Annotated in this window: 19 protein-coding genes and 1 tRNA gene; 16 read left to right on the forward strand and 4 right to left on the reverse strand. The window is 56.0% G+C overall.

Annotation, left to right across the window (positions count from 1 at the left end; all coding sequences use genetic code 11):
• Positions 1 to 49: 49 nt before the first annotated feature.
• Complete coding sequence (locus AC1Z3F_RS01740; protein ID WP_483566452.1) at positions 50 to 448, reverse strand: SHOCT domain-containing protein; 399 nt, start codon at positions 446 to 448, stop codon at positions 50 to 52.
• A gap of 345 nt (positions 449 to 793) precedes the next feature.
• Here AC1Z3F_RS01740 and AC1Z3F_RS01745 point away from each other — a divergent pair, with 345 nt between their 5' ends.
• Positions 794 to 2,353 (forward strand): HNH endonuclease signature motif containing protein, encoded by a 1,560-nt coding sequence (locus tag AC1Z3F_RS01745; RefSeq protein WP_483566453.1) that lies wholly within the window; start codon positions 794 to 796, stop codon positions 2,351 to 2,353.
• Between the two features lie 551 nt (positions 2,354 to 2,904).
• On the forward strand, positions 2,905 to 3,552 hold the full coding sequence (locus tag AC1Z3F_RS01750) for an alpha/beta hydrolase (RefSeq protein ID WP_483566454.1): 648 nt from the start codon (positions 2,905 to 2,907) through the stop codon (positions 3,550 to 3,552).
• A gap of 3 nt (positions 3,553 to 3,555) precedes the next feature.
• Here AC1Z3F_RS01750 and AC1Z3F_RS01755 read toward each other — a convergent pair whose 3' ends face one another.
• Positions 3,556 to 3,789 carry an RNA-binding S4 domain-containing protein gene (locus AC1Z3F_RS01755; RefSeq protein WP_131090069.1) on the reverse strand — a complete coding sequence of 78 codons (234 nt, stop codon included), beginning with the start codon at positions 3,787 to 3,789 and terminating at the stop codon, positions 3,556 to 3,558.
• Between the two features lie 180 nt (positions 3,790 to 3,969).
• Between AC1Z3F_RS01755 and AC1Z3F_RS01760 the strand changes: the two genes are divergently transcribed.
• From AC1Z3F_RS01760 to AC1Z3F_RS01795, 8 genes are all read left to right on the forward strand, one after another.
• A complete protein-coding gene (locus tag AC1Z3F_RS01760; RefSeq protein ID WP_131090068.1) occupies positions 3,970 to 5,355 on the forward strand; it encodes a glycine--tRNA ligase in 1,386 nt (461 codons plus the stop codon).
• 6 nt (positions 5,356 to 5,361) lie between these two features.
• Positions 5,362 to 6,285: a GNAT family N-acetyltransferase gene (locus AC1Z3F_RS01765; protein WP_483566455.1), complete on the forward strand. Its 924-nt coding sequence runs from the start codon at positions 5,362 to 5,364 to the stop codon at positions 6,283 to 6,285.
• A gap of 75 nt (positions 6,286 to 6,360) precedes the next feature.
• Positions 6,361 to 7,572 (forward strand): chromate efflux transporter, encoded by a 1,212-nt coding sequence (gene chrA, locus AC1Z3F_RS01770; protein WP_483566456.1) that lies wholly within the window; start codon positions 6,361 to 6,363, stop codon positions 7,570 to 7,572.
• 46 nt (positions 7,573 to 7,618) lie between these two features.
• Positions 7,619 to 8,803 (forward strand): tRNA dihydrouridine synthase DusB, encoded by a 1,185-nt coding sequence (gene dusB / locus AC1Z3F_RS01775; RefSeq protein WP_131090065.1) that lies wholly within the window; start codon positions 7,619 to 7,621, stop codon positions 8,801 to 8,803.
• 55 nt (positions 8,804 to 8,858) lie between these two features.
• Positions 8,859 to 10,142, forward strand: a complete 1,284-nt coding sequence (locus tag AC1Z3F_RS01780; protein ID WP_483566457.1) for a deoxyguanosinetriphosphate triphosphohydrolase — start codon at positions 8,859 to 8,861, stop codon at positions 10,140 to 10,142.
• A 9-nt stretch (positions 10,143 to 10,151) separates the two neighbouring features.
• A complete protein-coding gene (dnaG, locus tag AC1Z3F_RS01785) occupies positions 10,152 to 12,029 on the forward strand; it encodes a DNA primase (RefSeq protein ID WP_483566458.1) in 1,878 nt (625 codons plus the stop codon).
• Between the two features lie 54 nt (positions 12,030 to 12,083).
• Positions 12,084 to 12,156: transfer RNA gene (locus AC1Z3F_RS01790), tRNA-Asn, on the forward strand.
• 596 nt (positions 12,157 to 12,752) lie between these two features.
• The gene (locus AC1Z3F_RS01795; protein WP_483566459.1) at positions 12,753 to 13,232 is read left to right on the forward strand and encodes a hypothetical protein; all 480 of its coding nucleotides are present in this window, start codon (positions 12,753 to 12,755) and stop codon (positions 13,230 to 13,232) included.
• Positions 13,233 to 13,471: 239 nt separating this feature from the next.
• Here AC1Z3F_RS01795 and AC1Z3F_RS01800 read toward each other — a convergent pair whose 3' ends face one another.
• The gene (locus AC1Z3F_RS01800) at positions 13,472 to 14,293 is read right to left on the reverse strand and encodes a hypothetical protein (protein ID WP_483566460.1); all 822 of its coding nucleotides are present in this window, start codon (positions 14,291 to 14,293) and stop codon (positions 13,472 to 13,474) included.
• Between the two features lie 306 nt (positions 14,294 to 14,599).
• Here AC1Z3F_RS01800 and AC1Z3F_RS01805 point away from each other — a divergent pair, with 306 nt between their 5' ends.
• Both AC1Z3F_RS01805 and AC1Z3F_RS01810 read left to right on the forward strand, forming a co-directional pair.
• The gene (locus AC1Z3F_RS01805) at positions 14,600 to 15,262 is read left to right on the forward strand and encodes a hypothetical protein (protein ID WP_483566461.1); all 663 of its coding nucleotides are present in this window, start codon (positions 14,600 to 14,602) and stop codon (positions 15,260 to 15,262) included.
• An 11-nt stretch (positions 15,263 to 15,273) separates the two neighbouring features.
• Entirely contained in the window at positions 15,274 to 15,735 is a 462-nt protein-coding gene (locus AC1Z3F_RS01810; protein WP_483566462.1) for a hypothetical protein, read from the forward strand.
• A gap of 356 nt (positions 15,736 to 16,091) precedes the next feature.
• Here AC1Z3F_RS01810 and AC1Z3F_RS01815 read toward each other — a convergent pair whose 3' ends face one another.
• Positions 16,092 to 16,757, reverse strand: coding sequence for a hypothetical protein (locus AC1Z3F_RS01815; protein ID WP_483566463.1), 666 nt, complete (start codon positions 16,755 to 16,757; stop codon positions 16,092 to 16,094).
• Positions 16,758 to 17,172: 415 nt separating this feature from the next.
• Between AC1Z3F_RS01815 and AC1Z3F_RS01820 the strand changes: the two genes are divergently transcribed.
• The 4 genes from AC1Z3F_RS01820 (at position 17,173) to AC1Z3F_RS01835 (ending at position 21,455) form a co-directional block, all read left to right on the forward strand.
• The gene (locus AC1Z3F_RS01820; RefSeq protein ID WP_483566464.1) at positions 17,173 to 17,982 is read left to right on the forward strand and encodes a DUF4352 domain-containing protein; all 810 of its coding nucleotides are present in this window, start codon (positions 17,173 to 17,175) and stop codon (positions 17,980 to 17,982) included.
• Positions 17,983 to 18,194: 212 nt separating this feature from the next.
• Entirely contained in the window at positions 18,195 to 18,386 is a 192-nt protein-coding gene (locus AC1Z3F_RS01825; protein ID WP_483566465.1) for a hypothetical protein, read from the forward strand.
• The gene (locus AC1Z3F_RS01830) at positions 18,376 to 19,899 is read left to right on the forward strand and encodes an ATP-binding protein (RefSeq protein ID WP_483566466.1); all 1,524 of its coding nucleotides are present in this window, start codon (positions 18,376 to 18,378) and stop codon (positions 19,897 to 19,899) included. The genes AC1Z3F_RS01825 and AC1Z3F_RS01830 overlap by 11 nt, the downstream gene beginning before the upstream one ends.
• On the forward strand, positions 19,896 to 21,455 hold the full coding sequence (locus tag AC1Z3F_RS01835; protein WP_483566467.1) for an SLC13 family permease: 1,560 nt from the start codon (positions 19,896 to 19,898) through the stop codon (positions 21,453 to 21,455). Before AC1Z3F_RS01830 ends, AC1Z3F_RS01835 begins: the two co-directional genes overlap by 4 nt.
• Positions 21,456 to 21,490 lie beyond the last annotated feature (35 nt).

Raw genomic sequence — 21,490 nt, forward strand, 5'->3', positions numbered from 1 at the left:
GTAACGTTCCGTCAATCAGTCTCAGGGATGATCTGCAACACCGTGCCCTTTATTCCTTGAGCGCGTCGCGGCGAGCCTGCTCGTACTCTTCCCCGGAGATGACTCCGCGGGTGCGAAGATCGGCAAGTTCATTCAACTTAGCTTCCAGAGACTTCTTCGGGGCGAGCAAATCTGATTGTGCCAACCGAGTTGCCAATTCTGCCTCGAGGGTTAGTGGGTCCATTCCAGCGCTCTTGATCTTGCGGTAGTTGCGCACCTGGGAATAGATAATGAAGGCCACGACCGCCAAGAAGAGAACCACACAAATACCGATCAGAACCTGCATTAGGTCGAACGCCGTGTCAATAAATCCTGATCCGCTGGACGAAGAGTCTTCTATAAAACCGAAGCTGGACGTGTCGGTTGAGTCGACCTCGGTGTACTCCTCAATTACTTCGAAACTTTTCATGGAACCTAATTCTGGTTGGGCTGAATCTGCTCTACTGGCGAAGCGCTCACAGCAAGGCAATGAAATCCTTTGTGCTAGTCAACCACGCGTTTTTGGTATGGCGTAGTGAATATTGAAATGTTTATCGATCTGTAATTTCTTGAGCCTATCTGAATCCCTGATGACCTTGATGGTTTCTATGACGCAGTGCGCATCCCTCTTGATGGAGGGCGGCCCGTTGGCGCAGAGAGCGCCGGGTCGGACCCTCAGTTCGCATGAGCAAATAATCGTAAAAATATACTAATGAGTATCCACAGGTAGGCATTAACTAGTACAAAATGTCGGTTCTGAGTGGGAAAATTAAGCATGAGAAATCCAGAATTTGTAGAAGATTATGACGATGAACATCGTCTCCCGTTGCACCCTGCGGGCACCCGTAGGGAATCTCATTTGGACTCCGTCGTTGTTAACCATGTTGACCATCAGCTCTATAACGGACCGATGAAGAAGTTGGCTAATGAACTCTTTGATGCCGGGCCCGTGAACGGTCCCGGCGATGCGCTGGATCGGCTGGGCAAGGTACAGCGACTGAAGAGCAGCCTTGATGCGCTAACCTCAACTCTTCTAGCTGACTCGGTTGAGCAGGTCGGGACTAGCTTTGCCGAGGTGCTGGCTACCCAGTACGCTGCCTCGCCTGAAGAAGTTCGCGAAGCCCAGAGGAGTGCGGAATTCTATGGCGTTGATCCGAGCGATGACCAGGTCATAAACTCCAACTTCATTGCGGAAGCCGCAATTGTCCTGCGTGAAAGCCCTCGTAAAGTCAGCAAGCGGATGTTCACTGCTAAGGGGCTACGGCACGTCTGCAAGGACACTCTGATCGCGCTGGCCGCGGGTGAAATTACCCGCAAAGCGGCTCAGCACATCATCAAGTTTGCTCAGGACCTTGCACCGGATCAGATCGCGACTATGGAACGTGTACTTTTGCCGGTGGCTAGAACGGCAAACGACGATGTTGTTTATCAGCGAGCTCGCCGTTATCACGACAGGTTGAATCCAGAGGCAGCTGCGGAGCGACACAAGAAGTCAGAGGCTGCTCGCAAGGTCACTTGGTGGGAAGAGGAAAATGGCATGGGATGCCTAAAGCTCTACCACCGTGTCGACGTGATCAAGTCGATCACCAATTCGCTGCGCTGGGCTACTGATCAGGTCAACGACCCGAAAGACGAGCGGACGCAAGATCAGATCCTGGCGGATGTATACGCCGATGCAATGATCAACGGATGGCCGGGCGCTCAGGGTACACCGCTGAAGCCTCGACTCTCTATCACCATTCCTGCATTGGAGATGCTGGTGGATCCCACCAAAGCATTGGCTGATTTAGAAGGATACGGGCCCATTCCGGTCGGGCTCGCAGTGCAGTTGGCAAAAGATGCGCCATCATTCCAGAGGGTGCTCACCGATCCATGGACCGGCGCAGTGATCGATGTTGAGCGCAGGAATTACCGCCCCTCGCAGGCGATGAAGGACCTGCTTCGTCTCAGGGATGTGCATTGTTGCTTCCCAGGATGTCGGCGTAGTGCGGACCGATCCGAGATTGATCATATTGATGATTGGGCCCACGGTGGCAACACGAACCGGGAAAATACGCACTTGCTCTGTAAGCAGCATCAGATGTTCAAGCATGCACTGGGGTGGAAGGTCACGGCTAGGCCCGACGGCACCAGATCATGGGTATCACCGCACGGAGTGAACACTATCGTCACTTCGGAAAGCGTCAATATTGCAAACGGACGTGACCACCTCGATGATCATGGCTCCCAGCGACCGCACATAATCCCGGTACCACTTGTGGAAATGAATCCGGAGGTAGATCGGGTTCTGGGATATCCGATGAACGCCGGACAGCCGGCGACGGAGAGTAGCTGACTGGCCTACCAGCAGCACGGGATCTTGAGTGACAAAAATTTTCAGTCACTAAGCAACACCCAATATCTATAGCCTCAACCCGAACGACGGTCCTGAAGGTGACCGCCATAAATCCTTCTTGCGCTATTTGGCCTCTGGGAATTCGGGGATGCACGCCATCGACTCCAAATGAAAAGTTTTTTCAGTCACTACATCTTGAGTCAACGATGCCAAAGCGTGTACTTACGTCATCCGGCGCTATTCATGACAAAAATTTTCGTTCACTAATCGATGCACGTCTCCGGTGGACTCGAATCAATGGCGCTTTCCGATGCCCAGGGTGAGCCCTGCCATGCAGAAAATTCAGGCGATTCAACTTTCGGCGTCAGTGCTCACGACGTTGCGGAAGTCTCTTGAGAGCACACAACATTCTCTGCACACCAAACCCGTTAGTGAACGAAAAATTCTTTCATTCCAAAACCGACCTCATCGGTTTAATCTGCTTGGCCCAAAGGCCGACTAATCACCGGTGTTCTACTGAATGTGCCGATCGGTTAGTTAGTCTTGGAATCATGACTTCATCAGATACTGCGCCGGTCGCCATCATTTCTAGCAACGACGATTCTCGTATCGGCACACCTTTGCTGGTGTTCCTTCATGGCTACGGATCCAACGAACAAGATCTGATGGGTCTCTCTCGATACTTGCCCGAGGAATTCACTTACCTATCAGTGCGTGCACCGCTGCCTGCAGGTTCCGGCTACAGCTGGTTCCCACTAACTCAGGAAATCGATTATTCGACGGAAGCGGTAGGGCAAAGCGTTCAGGCGCTGTGGTCTTTGTTGGAGCCGTTGAGCGAGCAGCACTCGTCGGTGACTTTGCTCGGCTTCTCCCAAGGAATGGCGATGGCTACTTCATTGGCTAGGTTCCAGCCCGATGCCATTGGCGCGGTCGTCGGCCTATCAGGATTCGCTGTTGAGCCACAGGGACTGGAGATCTTTGACGACGCAAAGGTGCAAGAAAATCCGATCCCGATGTTCTGGGGACGGGATCTAGCCGACCCAGTGATTACCCGCGACAAAGTTGAATACACCTTGGGGTGGGTCTCGAAGCATACCGAGCTGACCAGCGAAACCTATCCGCAGATCGGTCACTCGGTTAGCAAAGAGGAACTTGAGGACGTAGACGCGTTCCTCAAGAAGGTTGTGCTCGGGCAGTAAAGATTACTGCTGCTGCGAGGTCACCTTTACACATTCGCCATTCACGCAGACAACGTCGCCTGGGCGGATCTGCGCACCGCGGCGGGTATCGACAGCTCCGTTGACGGTAACAACGCCCTCGGAAATAAGCTCCTTGGCGTGGATGCCGTCTTCGGCGAGGGATGCCAGTTTAAGCAGCTGGCCCAAGCGGATGGTTTCGTCGCGGATTTCTAGGTCAAAAGCTTCGTTGGCACTCATAGCTTCTATTCTTCCCTATATCTGGCGCTTCGGCAGTCCAACAAAGTCAAGAGCGGGGAAGTTCACTTTTGTGTTACCCACATTCGCTTAGTCTGAGAGCCGTGGAAACGATACCCTTGAACGGTATGTATTTTTCTACGGACCGCAACCAGCGGCCTCGTAATTTCCATTGGAGTTGATATGGCGCCACAGTCCAAGCTAGACCAGGTAATTTCCCTCGCAAAGCGTCGAGGATTCGTTTTCCAGGCTGGTGAAATTTACGGTGGTTCCCGTTCCGCATGGGATTACGGACCCCTAGGTACTGAACTCAAAGAAAACATCAAGCGCGAGTGGTGGCAGAACTTTGTCCGCGGACGCGAAGATATGGTGGGCCTGGACTCGTCGATCATCTTGCCAAAGGCAGTCTGGGAAGCCTCGGGACACGTCGCTACCTTCACCGATCCACTGGTCGAGTGCATCCAGTGCCACAAGCGTCACCGTCAGGATCACCTGATTGAGGCCTTTGAAGCCAAGAAGGGACGTCCAGCCAAGGACGGCATGAGCGAGATCGCTTGCCCTGATTGTGGCACCAAGGGACAGTTCACCGAACCACAGAATTTCTCCGGCCTAATGAAGACCTTCTTGGGCCCAGTAGATACCGAAGCTGGTCTGGCCTTCATGCGTCCAGAGACCGCTCAGGGCATCTTCGTGAACTTCGCCAACGTGCTCACCGCATCACGTAAGAAGCCACCATTTGGTATCGGCCAGGTCGGTAAGGCCTTCCGTAACGAAATCACCCCAGGTAACTTCATCTTCCGTACTCGCGAGTTTGAGCAGATGGAAATCGAGTTCTTCACCGCTCCAGAGGACGCACCAAAGTTCTTCGACCAGTGGGTAACTGACTGCTGGGCATGGTTCCTGGATCTGGGCATCAAGGAAGAAAACCTGCGCCAGTTCGACGTGCCTGAAGACGAGCGCGCACACTACTCGGCCGGCACCATCGACTTTGAATACCGCTTCGGTTTCCAGGGTTCAGAGTGGGGCGAGCTGATGGGTGTTGCCAACCGCACCGACTACGACCTGTCCAGCCACGCTAAGGCTTCGGGCGCTGAACTCTCGTACTTCAACCAGTCCACCGGCGAACGCTACACCCCTTACGTGATCGAGCCTTCCTTCGGCTTGACCCGTTCGATGATGGCGTTCTTGGTTGATGCTTACACCGAGGATGAAGCACCAAACACCAAGGGTGGCGTGGACAAGCGCACCGTGCTGAAACTGGACCCACGTCTGGCTCCGGTCAAGGCTGCCGTCTTGCCACTAAGCCGCAACGAGAACCTTTCGCCAAAGGCCAAGGCACTGGCTGCCGAGCTGCGCAAGCGCTGGAACATCGACTTCGATGATGCCGGTGCGATCGGTCGCCGTTACCGCCGTCAGGATGAGATCGGTACCCCGTTCTGCATCACCGTGGACTTCGATACCCTCGATGATCAGGCTGTGACCATTCGCGAGCGCGACACCATGGCTCAGGAACGTGTTTCCTTGGACCAGGTCACCGCCTACCTTTCCGAGCGTCTGAACGGAGCCTAGAGCCCGATGAACGAACTGGAATTCCGTGACTGGCGCATAGGCGATGACCTGGAACTGCTACAGGTTTTTGGTGATCCGCGCTCGCCGCAGGCCCATCAGGACCGCACCATGCTGCGCGAGAACAGCGACGCGCCGTTCTCTCGCACGCTGGTAGCCACCGTTGATGGCGTGGCCATCGGCGCTGGTGTGGTGTTTGCCTCCTCGTTGCACCCACAGCGTTTGTGGCTTTACGTCGAAGTTGCCTCCGAGCAGCGCCGAAGCGGTGTAGCCACCGCGTTGGTTCAGCAGCTGCGCAAGCAGATTCCGGCCGATCAAGTCCAGCAGCTCAAGGCTCGCTACACGGTGACCCCGGGCGATCCGGCCGAGGCGGCAGCGGCTTTCTGCAAGGCGCTGGGGCTGAACGAAATTCAGGTGTCCCGCGACGTGATCTTGGAGCCAGGTGCCTTGGCGGAACCGGTGTTCGACACCAACGATCGGGTGATCGAGGATCTGTCTACCGGTAGCGTTGAGCTGACCAAGCTGGTCATGGACTTCTATAACGAGGTCCATGAGCAGTGGGATCCGTCCAAGATGACCGTGGGTTCGGCCCAGCGCATGCTGTTGGACGAGCACACCGGCGCCCAGGGGGCATTGGTGTTGCGCGATAAGCCTAAGAGTGAAGGCGGAGTGCCGCTGGCCTTTGCAGTCAGCTACGTTCCGGCTCGCGAGGATGCTCCTTCGGATGTTCTGGTTGGGCACAACCCGGCGTTGTCCGATGATGAAGTGGCTGAGGCGGTTCGCGATATGGTCGCGATGCTGATCCACCAGTATCCGGTGAAGTTGGAAGTGGATTCGTCCATGTTCATTCTTGCCTCGCTGATTGATGCGTTGGCCGGCGTTGAGCAGGCGACGGTCATTTCGACCACGCATATTTTGGCCAGCGACGGCTAGAGCCAAGTATTACCGATGGGATCCAGTTTTTGAACTGGGTCCCATTGGTTTACCTGCTGTTTGCTTGGTGGCCCTATGCTCAAATCCATGCATGCAGCGCAGAAAAGTCCCGGCACAGCCACAGAAGTTTTCCGCGTCTTCTTAAAACTTGGGCTGACTTCCTTTGGTGGACCGGTGGCGCATTTGGGTTACTTCCGTGACGAGTTGGTGCTCAAACGTCGTTGGGTTGATGAGTCGGCGTACGCGCAACTGGTGGCACTGAGCCAGTTTTTGCCCGGCCCGGCCTCCAGCCAGGTGGGCTTTGGATTGGGACTGCACCGTGCCGGCTGGCGCGGGGCGATGGCCGCTTTTATTGCCTTCACTTTGCCCTCGGCGGTGCTGATGGCCACGATTGCCTATGGGGCGACGGCGTTTAACACCGCTGTGGGCGCCTCGGTCATAAGGGGACTAAAGATCGTTGCAGTGGCTATTGTGGCGCAAGCGGTGATGGGCATGGCCAAATCCTTGGCCCCGGATAAGACCCGAGCGCTGATTGCGGTACTGGCTGCCGGTGGCGCATTACTTCTTGGTGGGGGTCTTGGTCAGATCCTAGCGATCCTCGCTGGCGCAGTGGCCGGATACTTTTTCTGCCGCGATGGTGCCGGTTCCTTACGTGGAACGCTGGTTTTTGCGCATAAGCGGTCCACTGGGATTCTCGCTTTGGCTCTCTTTGCACTGTTGTTGCTGGGTCTACCGTTGGCTGCCGCAGCCACCGGCGCACCACTGTTAGGTTTTATCGACGCGTTCTACCGCAGTGGCTCCTTGGTTTTTGGCGGCGGACATGTGGTGCTGCCACTGCTGCACAGCGCGCTGGTTGACCCCGGGCTGATCGGGGACGAAGCGTTCCTCACCGGGTACGGGGCGGCCCAAGCCATGCCCGGCCCGCTGTTCACCTTTGCTGCCTATTTGGGTGTGTTCACCAGTGGGGGAGTTGGACCGGTCGCCGGGGCGGCCATCGCGCTAGTGGCGATTTTCCTGCCCGGTTTTTTGCTGCTGATTGGGGTCCTGCCGTTCTACTCTCAGCTAGGTGCAAAGCCCAAAGCGCAGGCGATGATGCGCGGGGTGAACGCCGGGGTTCTGGGCATTCTCACCGCCGCGCTGTACGACCCGGTGTTCACCAGCTCGATCCACACTTCGCTGGCGTTTGTGCTGGCCCTGCTGGGTTTTGTATTGCTCACAGTTTGCAAGCTGACCCCGTGGCTTGTGGTGCTCATTAGTGTGATTTTGGCGGTGCTGCTGGGGGCTTGACGAAGATCTCAGTTACGTCGGGGCGGAAATCGGCAATAATGGATAGGTGACGATCCTGACTGATGCGCCGAATGACACCCCAACTTTGAAGCTGCCACCTTTGCAGCTGGGCAAGCTCACCATTAATACCCCGGTGGTTCTTGCGCCCATGGCTGGGGTGACCAACCGCGCCTTCCGCCGGCTGTGCCGCGAATACGGCGGCGGGCTATTTGTCACCGAAATGGTGACCGCCCGCGCATTGGTGGAACGCAACCCAGAGTCGTTGCGCATCATTTCGCACGATCCGGACGAAGAGATTCGCTCCATCCAGATCTACGGTGTGGACCCAGGAACCGTGCGTGCGGCAGTGCGCATGGTCGTGGATGAGAACCTCGCCGATCACGTGGATCTGAACTTCGGCTGCCCAGTGCCCAAGGTAACCCGCAAGGGTGGCGGCTCGGCCCTGCCATGGAAGACCGACTTGTTCACCTCGATTATCGAGGCTGCTACCTCGGAGGCTGCCAAGGGCGATATCCCGCTGACCGTTAAGGTACGCACCGGTATCGACAAGGATCACCTGACCTACCTGGAGTCCGCCAAGATCGCCCGCGATCATGGCGCCGCAGCAGTAACCCTGCACGCGCGCACCGCGGGCCAGTACTACGCCGGCCACTCGGACTGGGACGCAATCACCACCCTGCGCGAAGCCATGGATGACATGCCAGTGCTAGGCAACGGCGATATTTTCAGCGCCGAAGACGCGATCAATATGGTCGAACAGACCGGAGCTGCCGGCGTGATGGTGGGACGCGGCTGCCAGGGTCGACCATGGATTTTTGGCGACCTGCAGGCCGCTTTTGAGGGCCGCGCGGATCGTTTCCGTCCCGGCGTGCGCAAGGTAGCTGACACCGTGTACCGTCACGGCCAGCTACTGAGCGAGTTCTTCGAGGATGAGGGCAAGGGCATGCGCGATATCCGCAAGCACATCGCCTGGTACTTTAAGGGTTATCCGGTGGGCGGAGAGATCCGTTCGCAGCTGGCCCAGGTGCCATCCTTGGCAGTGCTTCGTGAACTGTTGGACCAGCTGGATCTTGACCTGCCATACCCCGGAGATGCCGCCGAAGGTACCCGTGGGCGTGCCGGTCACCCCAAGAAGACTCACGTGCCCGACGGCTGGTTGGATAACCGCGAGATGAGCGATGCGCATCGCGAAATGATCAAGGCCGCAGAGCTCGACGTTTCCGGCGGTTAATCGCCACTGGTGGATAACGCAGTGTGCAGGCCAAAATGTCACTAGACTAGGTAACATGACTCAGATCCCCGGATATACCGAAGCCGATTCGCAACGGTGGGTGCCCGAGCCAGCTAAAAAGTCCTACCGTACCGCTTTTGAGCGCGACCGTGCCCGCGTGCTGCACTCTTCGGCGCTGCGCCGGTTGAGCGCCAAAACCCAGGTGGTCGCGCCAAATCAGAATGACTTTGTGCGCAACCGGCTAACCCACTCGCTGGAAGTTGCCCAGGTGGGACGAGAGCTCGGGGCGGCCTTGGGCTGCGACCCGGATGTGGTGGATACCGCCTGCCTCGCCCATGATCTAGGCCATCCTCCCTTTGGCCACAACGGGGAAGTAGCGCTGGACCAATTGGCTGCCGGGATCGGCGGATTTGAAGGCAACGCCCAAACTCTGCGCCTGCTCACCCGGCTGGAAACAAAAACCTTCAGGCACAATGGGCATTCGGCCGGACTGAATCTTTCGCGGGCCTCCCTTGATGCGGCCTGCAAATACCCATGGCTGAAGGCCGATGCGCCGGAAGTTAACGGCAAAAAGACCAAGAAGTTCGGCGTATATGAAGATGATGCCCCGATCTTCAACTGGCTACGCAATGTGCCCGAAGCTGCGTCCGGCGTGGTCTGCATGGAAGGCCAGGTCATGGACCTCGCCGATGACATTTCCTACTCGGTGCACGACGTGGAAGACGCCATCGTTGGTGGCCAGCTACAGCTTCGTTGGCTCAAGCAGGATCTGCCACGTGAACGCGCCCTGCAGGTTACCAGGGATTGGTACCTGCCGGTGACCGATGAGGCCGACATTGAGGCGGCTTTGCGCCGGCTAGAGTCCAGCGACGAATGGGTTTCACACTTTGATGGGTCCCGGCGTTCCATGGCTGGCCTGAAAGATATGACCAGCCAGTTTATTGGTCGCTTCGCAGCCGCCGCCATGGATGCCACGCGCACCCGCTACGGCACCGGAGACCTCACCCGTTACAACGCAAGCTTGATTGTGCCCGAAGAAACCCAGCATGAAATTGCGGTGATGAAGGGTATCGCCGCCAGCTACGTGATGACCTCCGAGGTACGCCAGCCGCTGTATCTGGACCAGCGCACCTTGCTGACCCAGCTGGTAGAACTGCTTGTTGAAACGGGTAGGGATAATCTGGAGCCAATTTTTGCTGCGGACTGGGAAGATGCGGCCGATGAGGCAGCCCAGCTGCGCGTCGTGATCGACCAGGTCGCTTCGCTCACCGACATTTCAGCCACCGAGTGGCACTCATATCTGGTCAAGGGCGAAGCCCCTGAAGCACAACTGTTTTAGAAGGGAATCATGGCAGGGCTGATCAAGCGTGAAGATATCGACGAGGTGCGCAACCGCAGTGACTTGCGCGAAGTCGTCGAATCTTATGTCACGCTCAAATCCGCGGGCATCGGCTCGTATAAAGGCCTGTGCCCTTTCCACGACGAGCGCAGCCCGTCCTTCCATATTCGTCCGCAACTAGGCACCTTCCACTGCTTCGGTTGTGGTGAGTCGGGCGACGTCATCGCCTTCATTCAGAAGATGGACCACTCCTCGTTCACCGAGACCGTGGAGCTGCTCGCTGCCCGGATCAACTATGAACTGCACTATGAGGATGGCGGTCCAGGCCCGCGCCGTGAAGACTACGGCAAACGCCAGCGCCTGGTAGACGCACACAAGATCGCCGAAGAATTTTTCCGAGCCCAGTTAGCCACCGAAGAAGGCGCCAAGGGCCGCGAATTTTTGACCGGTCGTGGATTTGACGCTGAAGTCACCACACAATTTTCGGTAGGCTACGCGCCCAAGGGCTGGGACGCATTGCTTAAGCACCTGCGTTCCAAGGGTTTTGCCGATGAGGAATTGAAGCTGACCGGAATGTTCTCGGAAGGCAACCGAGGGATTTACGACCGGTTCCGCGGACGTGTCATGTGGCCAATCCGCGACCTGTCCGGAGCGACCATCGGTTTTGGCGCGCGCAAACTGTACGACGATGACCAGGGCCCGAAATATCTGAACACTCCGGAGACCTCCCTATATAAGAAGTCTCAGGTGCTCTATGGCCTGGACCTGGCCAAAAAGCAGATCTCCAAAAATCGGCAGATCGTGGTTGTGGAAGGGTACACCGACGTGATGGCCTGCCATTTGGCTGGCATCACCACCGCGGTGGCCACCTGTGGCACCGCTTTTGGCACCGACCACATTAAAATTGCCCGTCGTTTGCTGCAAGATGATGGCACCGGCGGTGAAGTGATTTTCACGTTTGATGGTGACGCTGCTGGGCAGAAGGCCGCGCTACGTGCCTTTGAGGAAGACCAGCGTTTTATCGCCCAAACTTATGTCTGTGTTGAACCCAGCGGAGCTGATCCCTGCGATCTGCGGTTGCACCGCGGCGATGAGGCAGTGCGTGAGCTCATTGAGCTTAAGCGTCCGCTGTTTGAATTTGCGATCCGTGCCGAGCTGAAAAAGTTCAACCTCGATACGGTGGAGGGGCGTGTGCAGGCTTTGCGGCAGACCGCGCCGATCGTTGCTGAGATCAAGGACTCGGCGATCCGTCCTGCGTACGCGCGAGAACTGGCCGGCTGGCTAGGGATGAACAACGAGGACGTGAACCGTTCCGTGGGCGCATCCATTAAGCGCGCCCGACTACCTAAAAATGCTGACCAGCAAGTTCCGGTTCCGGCGGCGGGTAACGAGCAGCAGGTGTCAGCCCCTGCCTTTGAACGCCCGGATCATCGTGATCCCGTGATGCGTTTGGAGCGCCAGGCTCTGGAAGTTGTTATCCAGCAACCGCAGCGTTTGGTTGATGAGCAGTGGCAGGCCTTCTTCGAGGCCCGATTTATGGCACCGGCCCACTCGGCGGTACACGACGGGATTGTTGCCGCTTCAAGCGCCGGAGCTTCTGCGACCTCGTGGGTCGAGGTGATCCGCGATGAGGTGCCAGAGCAGCTGCGTAGCTTCGTGTCGGAGTTGGCGGTGACCAGCATTCCGGCCCAGGACGAGCACAGCCTGAACCGCTATTGCGCAGACATCATCAACGGTTTGATTGAGCTTCAAATCACACACCGTAAGGCTGAGCTGATCGGGCGCTTGCAGCGCGCCGAGATGGAGCCAGAAGGTGAAGAATATGCCCAGATCAATAGGGAATTGATGGAGCTGGAGATGCGACGAAGGATCCTTCGGGGGACCTAAGGAAGAGGATTTTGCATTAGCGAAAATCTTCGGTAAAGTTATATCTCGTTGCATTCCTCCATAGCTCAATTGGCAGAGCATTCGACTGTTAATCGAAGGGTTACTGGTTCAAGTCCAGTTGGAGGAGCTCACTATCGCCCTGATCTGCGTTTTGCGGATCGGGGCGATTTTCATTTAAGATTTTTGGCTCATTGCTTCTAACGATGCGGCCTATAGGCCAACGATGCTAACCCCTTGACGTACAAAAGTTTCTGAAGAGAGTATGTAGGTAGCACCGCAGGCAAGACCATGAGAAGAAACGTTTCCCGGTAGTGGCCCTTCCGAGTTGTAAGTTGCTAGGCAGTGTTTGCGTACTAATTTTTCAATGGTCGAGGCATCAGCAATTTCAATGTTCCCAAAGGGAAAGATGAACAATATTCCAGGTAGTATCACTCGGTCAGAGCTGTCGGTTAGTGCTGTATGGAGCCTGACGGTCGTTGGCGCCATGCCGTCCAAGGCATCGGAAACACCCAGCAAATCGCCTACCCTTTCGGATCAAAAATCCGCATCCGGCAATTTTGAACCTGGCAGCGGACCTGACCGATGGGCAACACTCCAGGACCCCTGCATGACCACTGGCAAATCTGGCTGGAGGGGCCGAACCGGTGTAGTCCTGACTGGTCAAGCTGATCCACTCGGGAACGGCTACTCGGCGAAGGTAGATCTGAATTGCACGCCTTCGATATGAATGATTTTGACGATAAGGGATACCGATACGCTCCACTTCGCGGCGAATACGCGTCTGGAACCTTTCCTGCGCTTTCGGGAAAGATGGCCAGCAACTTAGAGGCAACGTCGATTGCAGCGGTCTGCGACATAGATGACACCCCGACGGACAATTTGAGGCCGAGCATCAGCGTGAAGATCACGCAGTGCATAGTGATGAGCGATGGGTCGATGATCAGTTTGGATCTGGGCCGTGGATTCACTGCCATATCTCATGGGTCCGGGCCTGCTAGGTGGCGACAATCGTCTAATGCGCTGATTGCTGAAGTTCTTGATCTGGTGCGTGTCGATGATCCCAAAAAGCCCGGGGAGCATCCGTGGGAAGAAATTGCTGCAGCGGCCCAAAGCCGTGGTGTTGATACTGACGCTGCAAGGTTAAAGGAGATGCCCTATCAGGTCTTGCTCAGCGACAGGGTGATCCGAACGTTTGAGATTTAGACTTGCGCAACGAGCTATCGTGATCGTCCGGGGCGAGTTCTAGCGATCGTGGCAACACCGACGGTCAAAGCTTCCGATAATAATTCGTCAAGAGGCTCGGCTGGAGTTTTCCAGTCGAGCCTCTTGCGTACTCGCGCGCTAGAGAACAAACAGCTAGATCTGTGTCCTCGAGGAAGTACTAATCCGCCGGCGCATTTGTGCCGGCTCCGCCCAAGGATCTTGACGGGCGATGAACAGAGTCAAAGCGTCCACAGTCGTCTAGATTCCAGATACCAGAAGTAGGCAAAGAGACTGATTTGGTACCACTCAACAATGAAGAGCGCCTCGTCGACACCTGCGGCAAGGAGCACCGGCCAAGCGGTCAACCCCAGTGCCATCAACACCAGAATAATTCGGTAGCGATTTGGTGTACCGCCGCTGGTATCTTCGTGGCAGATCGGTGCATGACCTAGGTGGCTGGCGATGGCGATTCCCATCGAGCTAATCAACAAGAACGCTGCACAGACGTGTACCCACGCAAAACTTTTGCCTTCAATTGTTCGCCAGATCAGCAAGACGATGAAGCCAGCGAGCAGGAAGGTGCTGATCATCCCGAGGACTTTGGTGAGCCTACTGTGCATTAGCGCGAGGTGCGGCCATCGGCTGGTCTTGAATCCGAGCCAGACAAACGCTGCGCTCACAACCAACACGGCAATGATGGCCACACGAACCGACAAGATTAGCTTGCTCTGATCCACCGGAGACAACGAAGCAAGACTCTCGCTGAGTTTTGTGGGAACGAGGGCAACAAACATGGCATAAAACCCGGCGAGGTTCAACGCGTAGTCCTCCAACGCTTCGCCGCTATACACAACTAGTAAGGCGCCGGTGGTTACGAGCATTGCGACAAACAGATCCCTGGCTGGTCCCAAATAATAGGAACTAAGCGAGTCCTCGATGCGATGGTTTACCAAGCCGTAGATGATGATTGCCACGACCAATAGCAAAGGAACCACCAGCAACATCAGGCGCACATAGCGCAAAGTATCGCGACCGTGGATGCGTTCATCAGAGGAGTTCATAACTGCATTCTGTAACGGTTCAGGCTGTTTTGAGAAAGTGACTTGCCCAGTGGGAGCAGATATCCAGATATTTTTTGCGACTGGAGACAAGTCAGAGAGTCTCGGGTCGGCCGACGACTCCTATGTTCCTCGGTGGTTAGGAGGTGTCAACAATATAACGGGGCAATAGGCCAAGAATTACTGTACGATCCAACTTAAGTCGAAAATTTATGTCAAGTTCACCCTTATCAAACATGTAACTGACTTATTGCATGTTTTCTATAACTCGCACATGGTAATGACCGGATCAATTTCTAGGTGAATAGTATGAAGAGGCTAATTTCGTTCGTTTCCGGGCTAATGCTGCTCGGATCGACTTTGGCTGTCGCTGTCCCTGCGACAGCGGCGCAGTCATTTGATGGTGTTGACTCACACGTATTGGTGGCAACAACGAGTGCAAGTGGGAATGCCGAGTCATTTTCAGTCATCGGCGACGTTGGGGTATCCGAAGGCGATATTGTCACTGAACAAGATTTGAGAAAAGTGGGTATAGACCTCAAGACCGCAAAAGCAACATCTGTACAAAGCTTGCCAATCGGGGTAGCTGCAGCAGGCAACTCACCAGTTAGCCATACTTGGAAAGATAAAAAGGGCAAGAAGACAACGATCCGCAAGAACATTGTGGAGAAGCTGAACACGAAGCACAATGTGTCATGGCAGGTAGCTAGGACAGTTACAAAGTATCCAAAGAGCTGGAATTATGGCGTCCGCACGAAAACGGATGCTGAGTACCGAACCCCAGTCAATGAAGTGAAATGTACTGGGTCTCTTTGGTGGAAGAAATGCAAAGTTGTCCGGACTGTGAGTGTGTTCGCCCGTGTTGACTTCCGAACGAACACGTCAGATAAAAAGCCATACGGTGTCGTCACGTCGTTCTGCGAGGGCATGGTTAGATGCCCTAGCTTTGTTCGTAATGCCCTGAACGTATAGAGAGGCCGAGAATGAACGCAGAACAAATGGGTGCGCTATTTTTTGAGGTATCCGAGTTTGAACGTGGACAAGACGATTTCGTGTGCACAGCGTTGACTTTGCTTGAAGATCAACTCGTTGTAGTTGTTGGAGAGAATGAAGTCACCTTGAATTCCGGTGACGATCGTAATGTTCTGTATAAGCAACTGAGGGAACTTGGCACGGCTGTACTGCCTCCTCATCGTGGTGAGCTGCCCGACATTGATGTGTCAGATTCACACATTGAGTGGGTCGAGTTTCTCCGAGATCTGTCCTACGGCCCTGAAGACCTGGTGAGGATCGGCTATGGAACGTTGGCAGGAGCCTCCACTGACCGGGAAGCAGCCCAGATCGTTATCGAACACGGTGGCCAGCGTCATCCATTTCGGTTCGAGTACGACGGAACTTACCCAGCAGCTGTAGTTGTTGGCTGCATGGCTGAAATCGCAAAGTAGCAATGCAGGTGAGCGGCCCGCCCAGTGAAGAATATCTTCGTGGGCGGGCCCTTGCTGTTCGCGACCTGGAATTGCCGCCCTGAAGTTAGTACCTTCAATCCAACAGCACGTGACATTGCTTTGGTAGAGGATGCACTCTAAATAAACCTGCATGGGTTCAGTAAGATGGTGTATTCAACGGCGTATGAAGTCAGCTAGAGATCGATCGAGTTCTGGTCCAGCCAGTCCAGGCTCGATACAGGGAATGGATGCTTTTAGGAACCATCGTCACTATCTTGGGTCTGTACTGGTGGGGATGGGCTGGCGTTACTGTCGCAGCCTTCGACGTTTTGCGAAACAGCCATTGGGAGTATGTTCTACCACCCTTTAGCAACGGGACTATCCCAGAGCCGCCGTGATTCCACGTACCAGAAGTAGGCAAACAGCCCGATCTGGAACCACTCGACGATGAATAAGGCTTCGTCAACGCCGGCGATCAGCAGGATCGGCCAAGCGATCAAACCCAGCGCCATCAGTCCGAGAATGATGCGATAGCGGTTCGGAGTGCCGCCGCTAGTATCCGCTGGACACATGGGTGCGTGGCCTAAATGGCTGGCAATGGGGATGCCCATGGAGAAGATCAGCAAAAACGGTGCGCTGGCATGGACCCACGCGAAAGTCTTTCCTTCGATGGCTCTGAAGAGCAGCAGGACGACAATCACGGCGAGCAGGCTGGTACTGATCCAGCCCAAGGTCTTGGTCAAGGAGCTATGTTCCAGGGCCAAGTGCGGGGTACGGGCGGTCTTGATCCTCAGCCAGACAAAAGTCGCGCTTACTACCAAAACGGCGACGATGGCCACGCGAACCGAGAGGATCAATTTGCTTTGGTCACCCGGGGTAAGCGTGGAGAGCGTCTCGCCGAGTTTTGTGGGAACCAGCGAAACGAACATGGCGTAGAACCCCGTCAAATTCAGCGTATAGTCCTCCAGCTCCTCGCCGCTGTACACCACCAGCAGGGCCCCGGTGGTTACGAGTATGGCCACGAACAGATCTCTGGCAGGACCCAAGTAGTAGGAACTGAGCGAGTCCTCGATGCGCTAATTTACGAGGCCGTAAATCACGATGGCCACTACGAGAAGCAGGGGAACCACGAGCAGCATGAGGCGCACATAGCGCAGGGTCTCGCGACCTTGAGAGCGTTTGATTGTGTGGGCCATACCAGCATTCTGTAACCACGACATTGGATTCGAGAAAGAGATTTGCCCAGTCAGGATAGATTTCCAGAGAATTCGAGGTATTCAACCCGAATTAATGCGGGCGCAAGCCAAACTGTCGGTATCGAATGACATGATCCTTGAAGAGTCAACCAAGACTCTGATTGGACCTGGGACTGTCATCCATTCAGGTCGATCATCCTTACAGAGGCCTAGGCTCTGTCGTCACTCGAAGGAAAGATTCATGAGCATTCAAACACCAACGGATCCCGGAATGCCTCTTCCATCCCTCGCTCCGAAGAGCACTGCTGGCAAGGGATTGGGCATTGCCGCCCTCGTGATCGCGATTCTCGCGCTCGTCCTGTGCTGGGTTCCGATCGTGAACAACGTGGCAGCGATCTTGGGCGTGATCGCCCTCGTGTTGGGCATCGTCTCCTTGGCCATCGCGCTCAAGCGCAACGGCAGCAAGGGATTGGGTATCGCATCAAGCGTGATCGCAATTGTGGCCATCGTCTTGGTTTTCGTGACCCAGTCCTTCTACGTCAAGCCCATCGATGAGGTCGCCAGCGGCATCGAGGACGCCGCGGATGGACAAGTAGCAGCTCCGGCAGAGGTCGTGGACCAGGCCGAAGATGACGCTCAGGTACTAGCGCTGGGCAAGGCAGCCAACGTCGGCCAGTATTCGGTCAATGTCAGCTCCGTAAACCTGGACGCCGGCAAGGCCATTGCCAAGGTCAATGAATACAACGAAAAGGCCAAGGGACAGTATGTGCTGGTTGATATTTCCGTGGTCTACAACGGAGATGAAGAAGGCGATGCCTGGATTGATTTGAATCCGGAACTTGTCGGCTCGGATGCGAGCATTTATGACACCAGCACCGCCATGGTGATGCCTGCCAAGCCGGCGACGGATGCACCGACCCTGTCCAAGGGCGGCAAAGCAAGCTACCAAGTGGTCTTTGATGTCCCGGCACAAGCCGTTGCGGACGCCAAGATCAGAATGACCGAAACCATGTCCTTCGACGACGAATCGGTGCTCTGGGCAACTAAGTAACCTTGCCTCAATAACACAGCACAACCCAGGCCTCAGGCCCCGATAACGGGTGATGAGGCCTGGGCTTTTAAGATTTTAGCTCGATGTACTGGAAGTGAAAACCGCAAGAATCCGCGGTTAGATGCGCGTCTCATGTAGTTCTGATCGATGCGTCATGGAACTCTCATTGGCACCTAATACATGGCTCACATGGGTCTTTTAGTGTTCAAACCATGATTCGCCGCATACTTCTCATTCTTCTGGTGCTCGCTGTTCCAGCAGGCCTGGCCAGCGCTAGCCAAGCACTGGCCGATAACGCTGACCCAGCCATGGGCCACCAGCCACCGGTCATGGTAAAGCTCAGCCCTGCACCACAACCCGCGACCCCAATGCGGGAGAAGGGGGAGCAGGAAGATGCTGACTGAAAATCCAAGCCAACAGGGTTCCTCAGTCTCAGCCCGACTACGTATCGTGGGCTGGATCGTACTGACCACGGCAGTGGCCTTGTTAGCTGTCACCGCGACCATGCGATCGATCATGTCCGCCCAGATCGCTGAGTCAGCCAACGTAGGCATTGCTCAAGAGATACAAGAGTTCCGTACCTTCGCGGCAGAAGCGGTGGATCCCGCGACGGCCCAACCGTTCTCTTCGATTCATTCGCTGATGGAACGCTACCTTGCCCGCCAACAGCCCATGGCCGGCGAAGCAATTGTTGCCAAGGCTGGTGACAAGGTACTGACCACCCAGAATACTGCCGATCAGGCAGGCGATCTGCTGGCAGAGGATCCAGTTTTGCTCGGCCGCATCCTGGCCAGTAAAGAAACTTCTGGTGTAGCCCAAAGCAGTCACGGCACGGTGCGCTGGGCTAAAGCTGTCGCTCAAGATGCCGGTGGCCAGCGGGGTGCGGGGCATCAGGGGCAACTAGTCGTCGCACACTACATCGCTGGTGCACAAGAAAAGGTTGACCAGCAGGCGGTACTCCTCTTTGGCATCGCAGCCGGGGGACTAGCACTGACTGCCGGAATCGCTTGGCTGGTATCGCGACAGATCATGCGGCCAATTCACACCATGAGCGAAACAGCGGCCTCGATTACGGCCAACGATCTCTCGGCTCGCGTGCCAGTGCACGGAAGAGACGATCTGGCACAGCTGGCACAAACCTTCAACTCCATGCTGGATCGAGTTGAAGTCGCTCATTTGGCCCAACGGCACTTCATTGCCGAAGCCCGCGAACACCTCAATGAACCACAGCGTGAATTGGCGCTCGCATTATCTGAGCTGAACCGCGAAGGCTTATCGGCACAACGCCGCCAAAGCGAGATAACCAAGGCACAAAGGTTGATTGACCAGATGGGCCAGACCCTGCTGGATCTGGAAATTCTTGCACAGAGCAGCAATCCTGACTTTGTGCGCTCCAGCCTCGTGGCAGTCGGTGAAGTTACCGCTGACGTCGCTTCGGCTGCCGCCCGTCCAGGGGCCTATCCGAATCGAGCATTCCGAATTGAGCAATCTGCACGACCCCAAGCTTGGCTGGATCCGATTCGAGTCTCCGAAGCCATGCACCAATTGATTCACAACGCCGTCGCCCATACCCAAGCTGCTCAAAGTATCCGCATCGGCTCAAGCATTGAGGGGGATCAGGTGAGCTTTTGGGTGGGCAATGATGGACCCGCTCTGGATCCCAAGCAGGCCAAGGCAATGTTTGAAACCTATCGAACTGCCCCTACAAATGAAGATCGAACATCGGGCATGGGGTTGGGACTCGCTGTGGTCAAGGCCGTCGCTCAGGCACACGGCGGCACCGCATGGGTCGAATCCGGCGAGGAAAGTGGCACACGCTTCGGTTTCTCGCTTCCGGTGGCAGGCAAGGGAATGCCGCTGGGCGACGAAGCTCAGTTCGCGCAACATATGACCAGCACCTTGGGGAGCGAATCATGAGCCTGTTACCCAGTAATCACAAGGCTGCATTCCGCTACACTACGCAGGCGCCGGCGGCATCGAACGCGGTAATTCAACTTGAACCTAAAGCCCGAACCAGCTGGAACTCGAAGAACACGTTTGCACTGATAGCGGCCGTTGTCTTGGCGGGGCTCATAGGTGGTTGTGGTTACGCGAGCTTTGGTCCGTCGGCAGGAACCGCCGGCTCACTATCGGCTCAAGGCGCGTTGACCCTCACGGTCTTTGCAGTGGCTATCTGGCTGTGGATCTTCTCCTCGGTCTCCGATACCTATGTCGCACTGGGCGCTTGTCTGGTGCTGGTGATCATGGGAGTTCTACCCGAAGCAAAGCTGTTTTCCTCATTGGGGGAAGACACCATCTGGTTGCTATTGGCAGCATTTGTCATCGCAGCAGGAATCACCGCCACCGGGTTAGCCACCAGAGCAGCGGCATGGATCGTCATTGGGGCGCGCACCCCACGCCAATTGGCTCATTTGAGTACCGGTGTCCTGGTGGCTACGGCGTTTGCGGTGCCCTCGACCTCGGGCCGAGCAGCATTGGCCATGCCGGTGTTTATCGCGCTGGCAAGGGTGCTTTCCGCACAGCCACGAGTGGTGCTGGCGCTGTCGTTGCTCTTTCCTTCAGTCATCCTGCTCTCGGCAGTGGCCTCCTATCTGGGAGCCGGCGCGCACCTGATTACCAGCCAAATCTTGACGGCCTCGGGCTACGAAGGATTCTCCTTTGCGAGCTGGTTGTTGTACGGCTTGCCGCTCGCGTTCATCTCTTCGCACCTGTGCGCAGAACTGGTGTTGCTGCTATTCACCCGACGTGAGGGCCGAAAGCAGCCGCTGAGCATTGGCATCAATAAGATGCAGGAGCATTCGCCGGTGCCGCTGACCGGCCCACTTAGTGTGGCGCAAAGTCGGGCCGCCTTGTTGGTCGGTGTGGTGGTGGTGCTGTGGTGCACCGAGCCCTTGCACCAACTGCATCCCGCGGTGGTGGCGCTACTCGGGTCGTTGCTGGTGGCAAGCCCCGGTTTCGGATCGGTGTCCCTGGCGAAGGCGTTGAAGTCGGTGCCGTGGTCGATGCTGATTTTTATGGCGGCAACCCTTGCCCTGGGTACTTCTCTGATTCATTCTGGTGCCGCCAAATGGCTAGCTACAACGGCGCTGGGACCGGTGGCGCAACTCGGCGATTCAGCGCCCTGGGTCTTTACCATCCTCGTTGTGGTGATTTCCGCATCAGCTCACCTTGTTATTCAGTCACGCTCGGCTCGTTCAGCGGTATTAATTCCGCTCGTGGTTTCGTTAGCGCCAGGTGTTGGTGTGAACGCTGTGGCGATCGCACTGGCATCAACGGCCGCCGCGGGCTTCTGCCACACCCTGACCAGCAGTGCGAAGCCGGTAAATCTCTTCTCAGATATTGAAGGGATCAAAACCTATCAGCCCGCAGATCTCTTGAGATTAAGCGCAGTACTTGGACCGCTGATGATTCTGCTCGTCTTAGTTTTCTCCTTCTGGATTTGGCCGCTCATGGGCCTTCCACTTTCCGTCTAAAACCCGTTCGGGTTCCGCATTATTTCTCTGTAAAG

This window comes from Glutamicibacter sp. MOO4 (assembly GCF_056934395.1).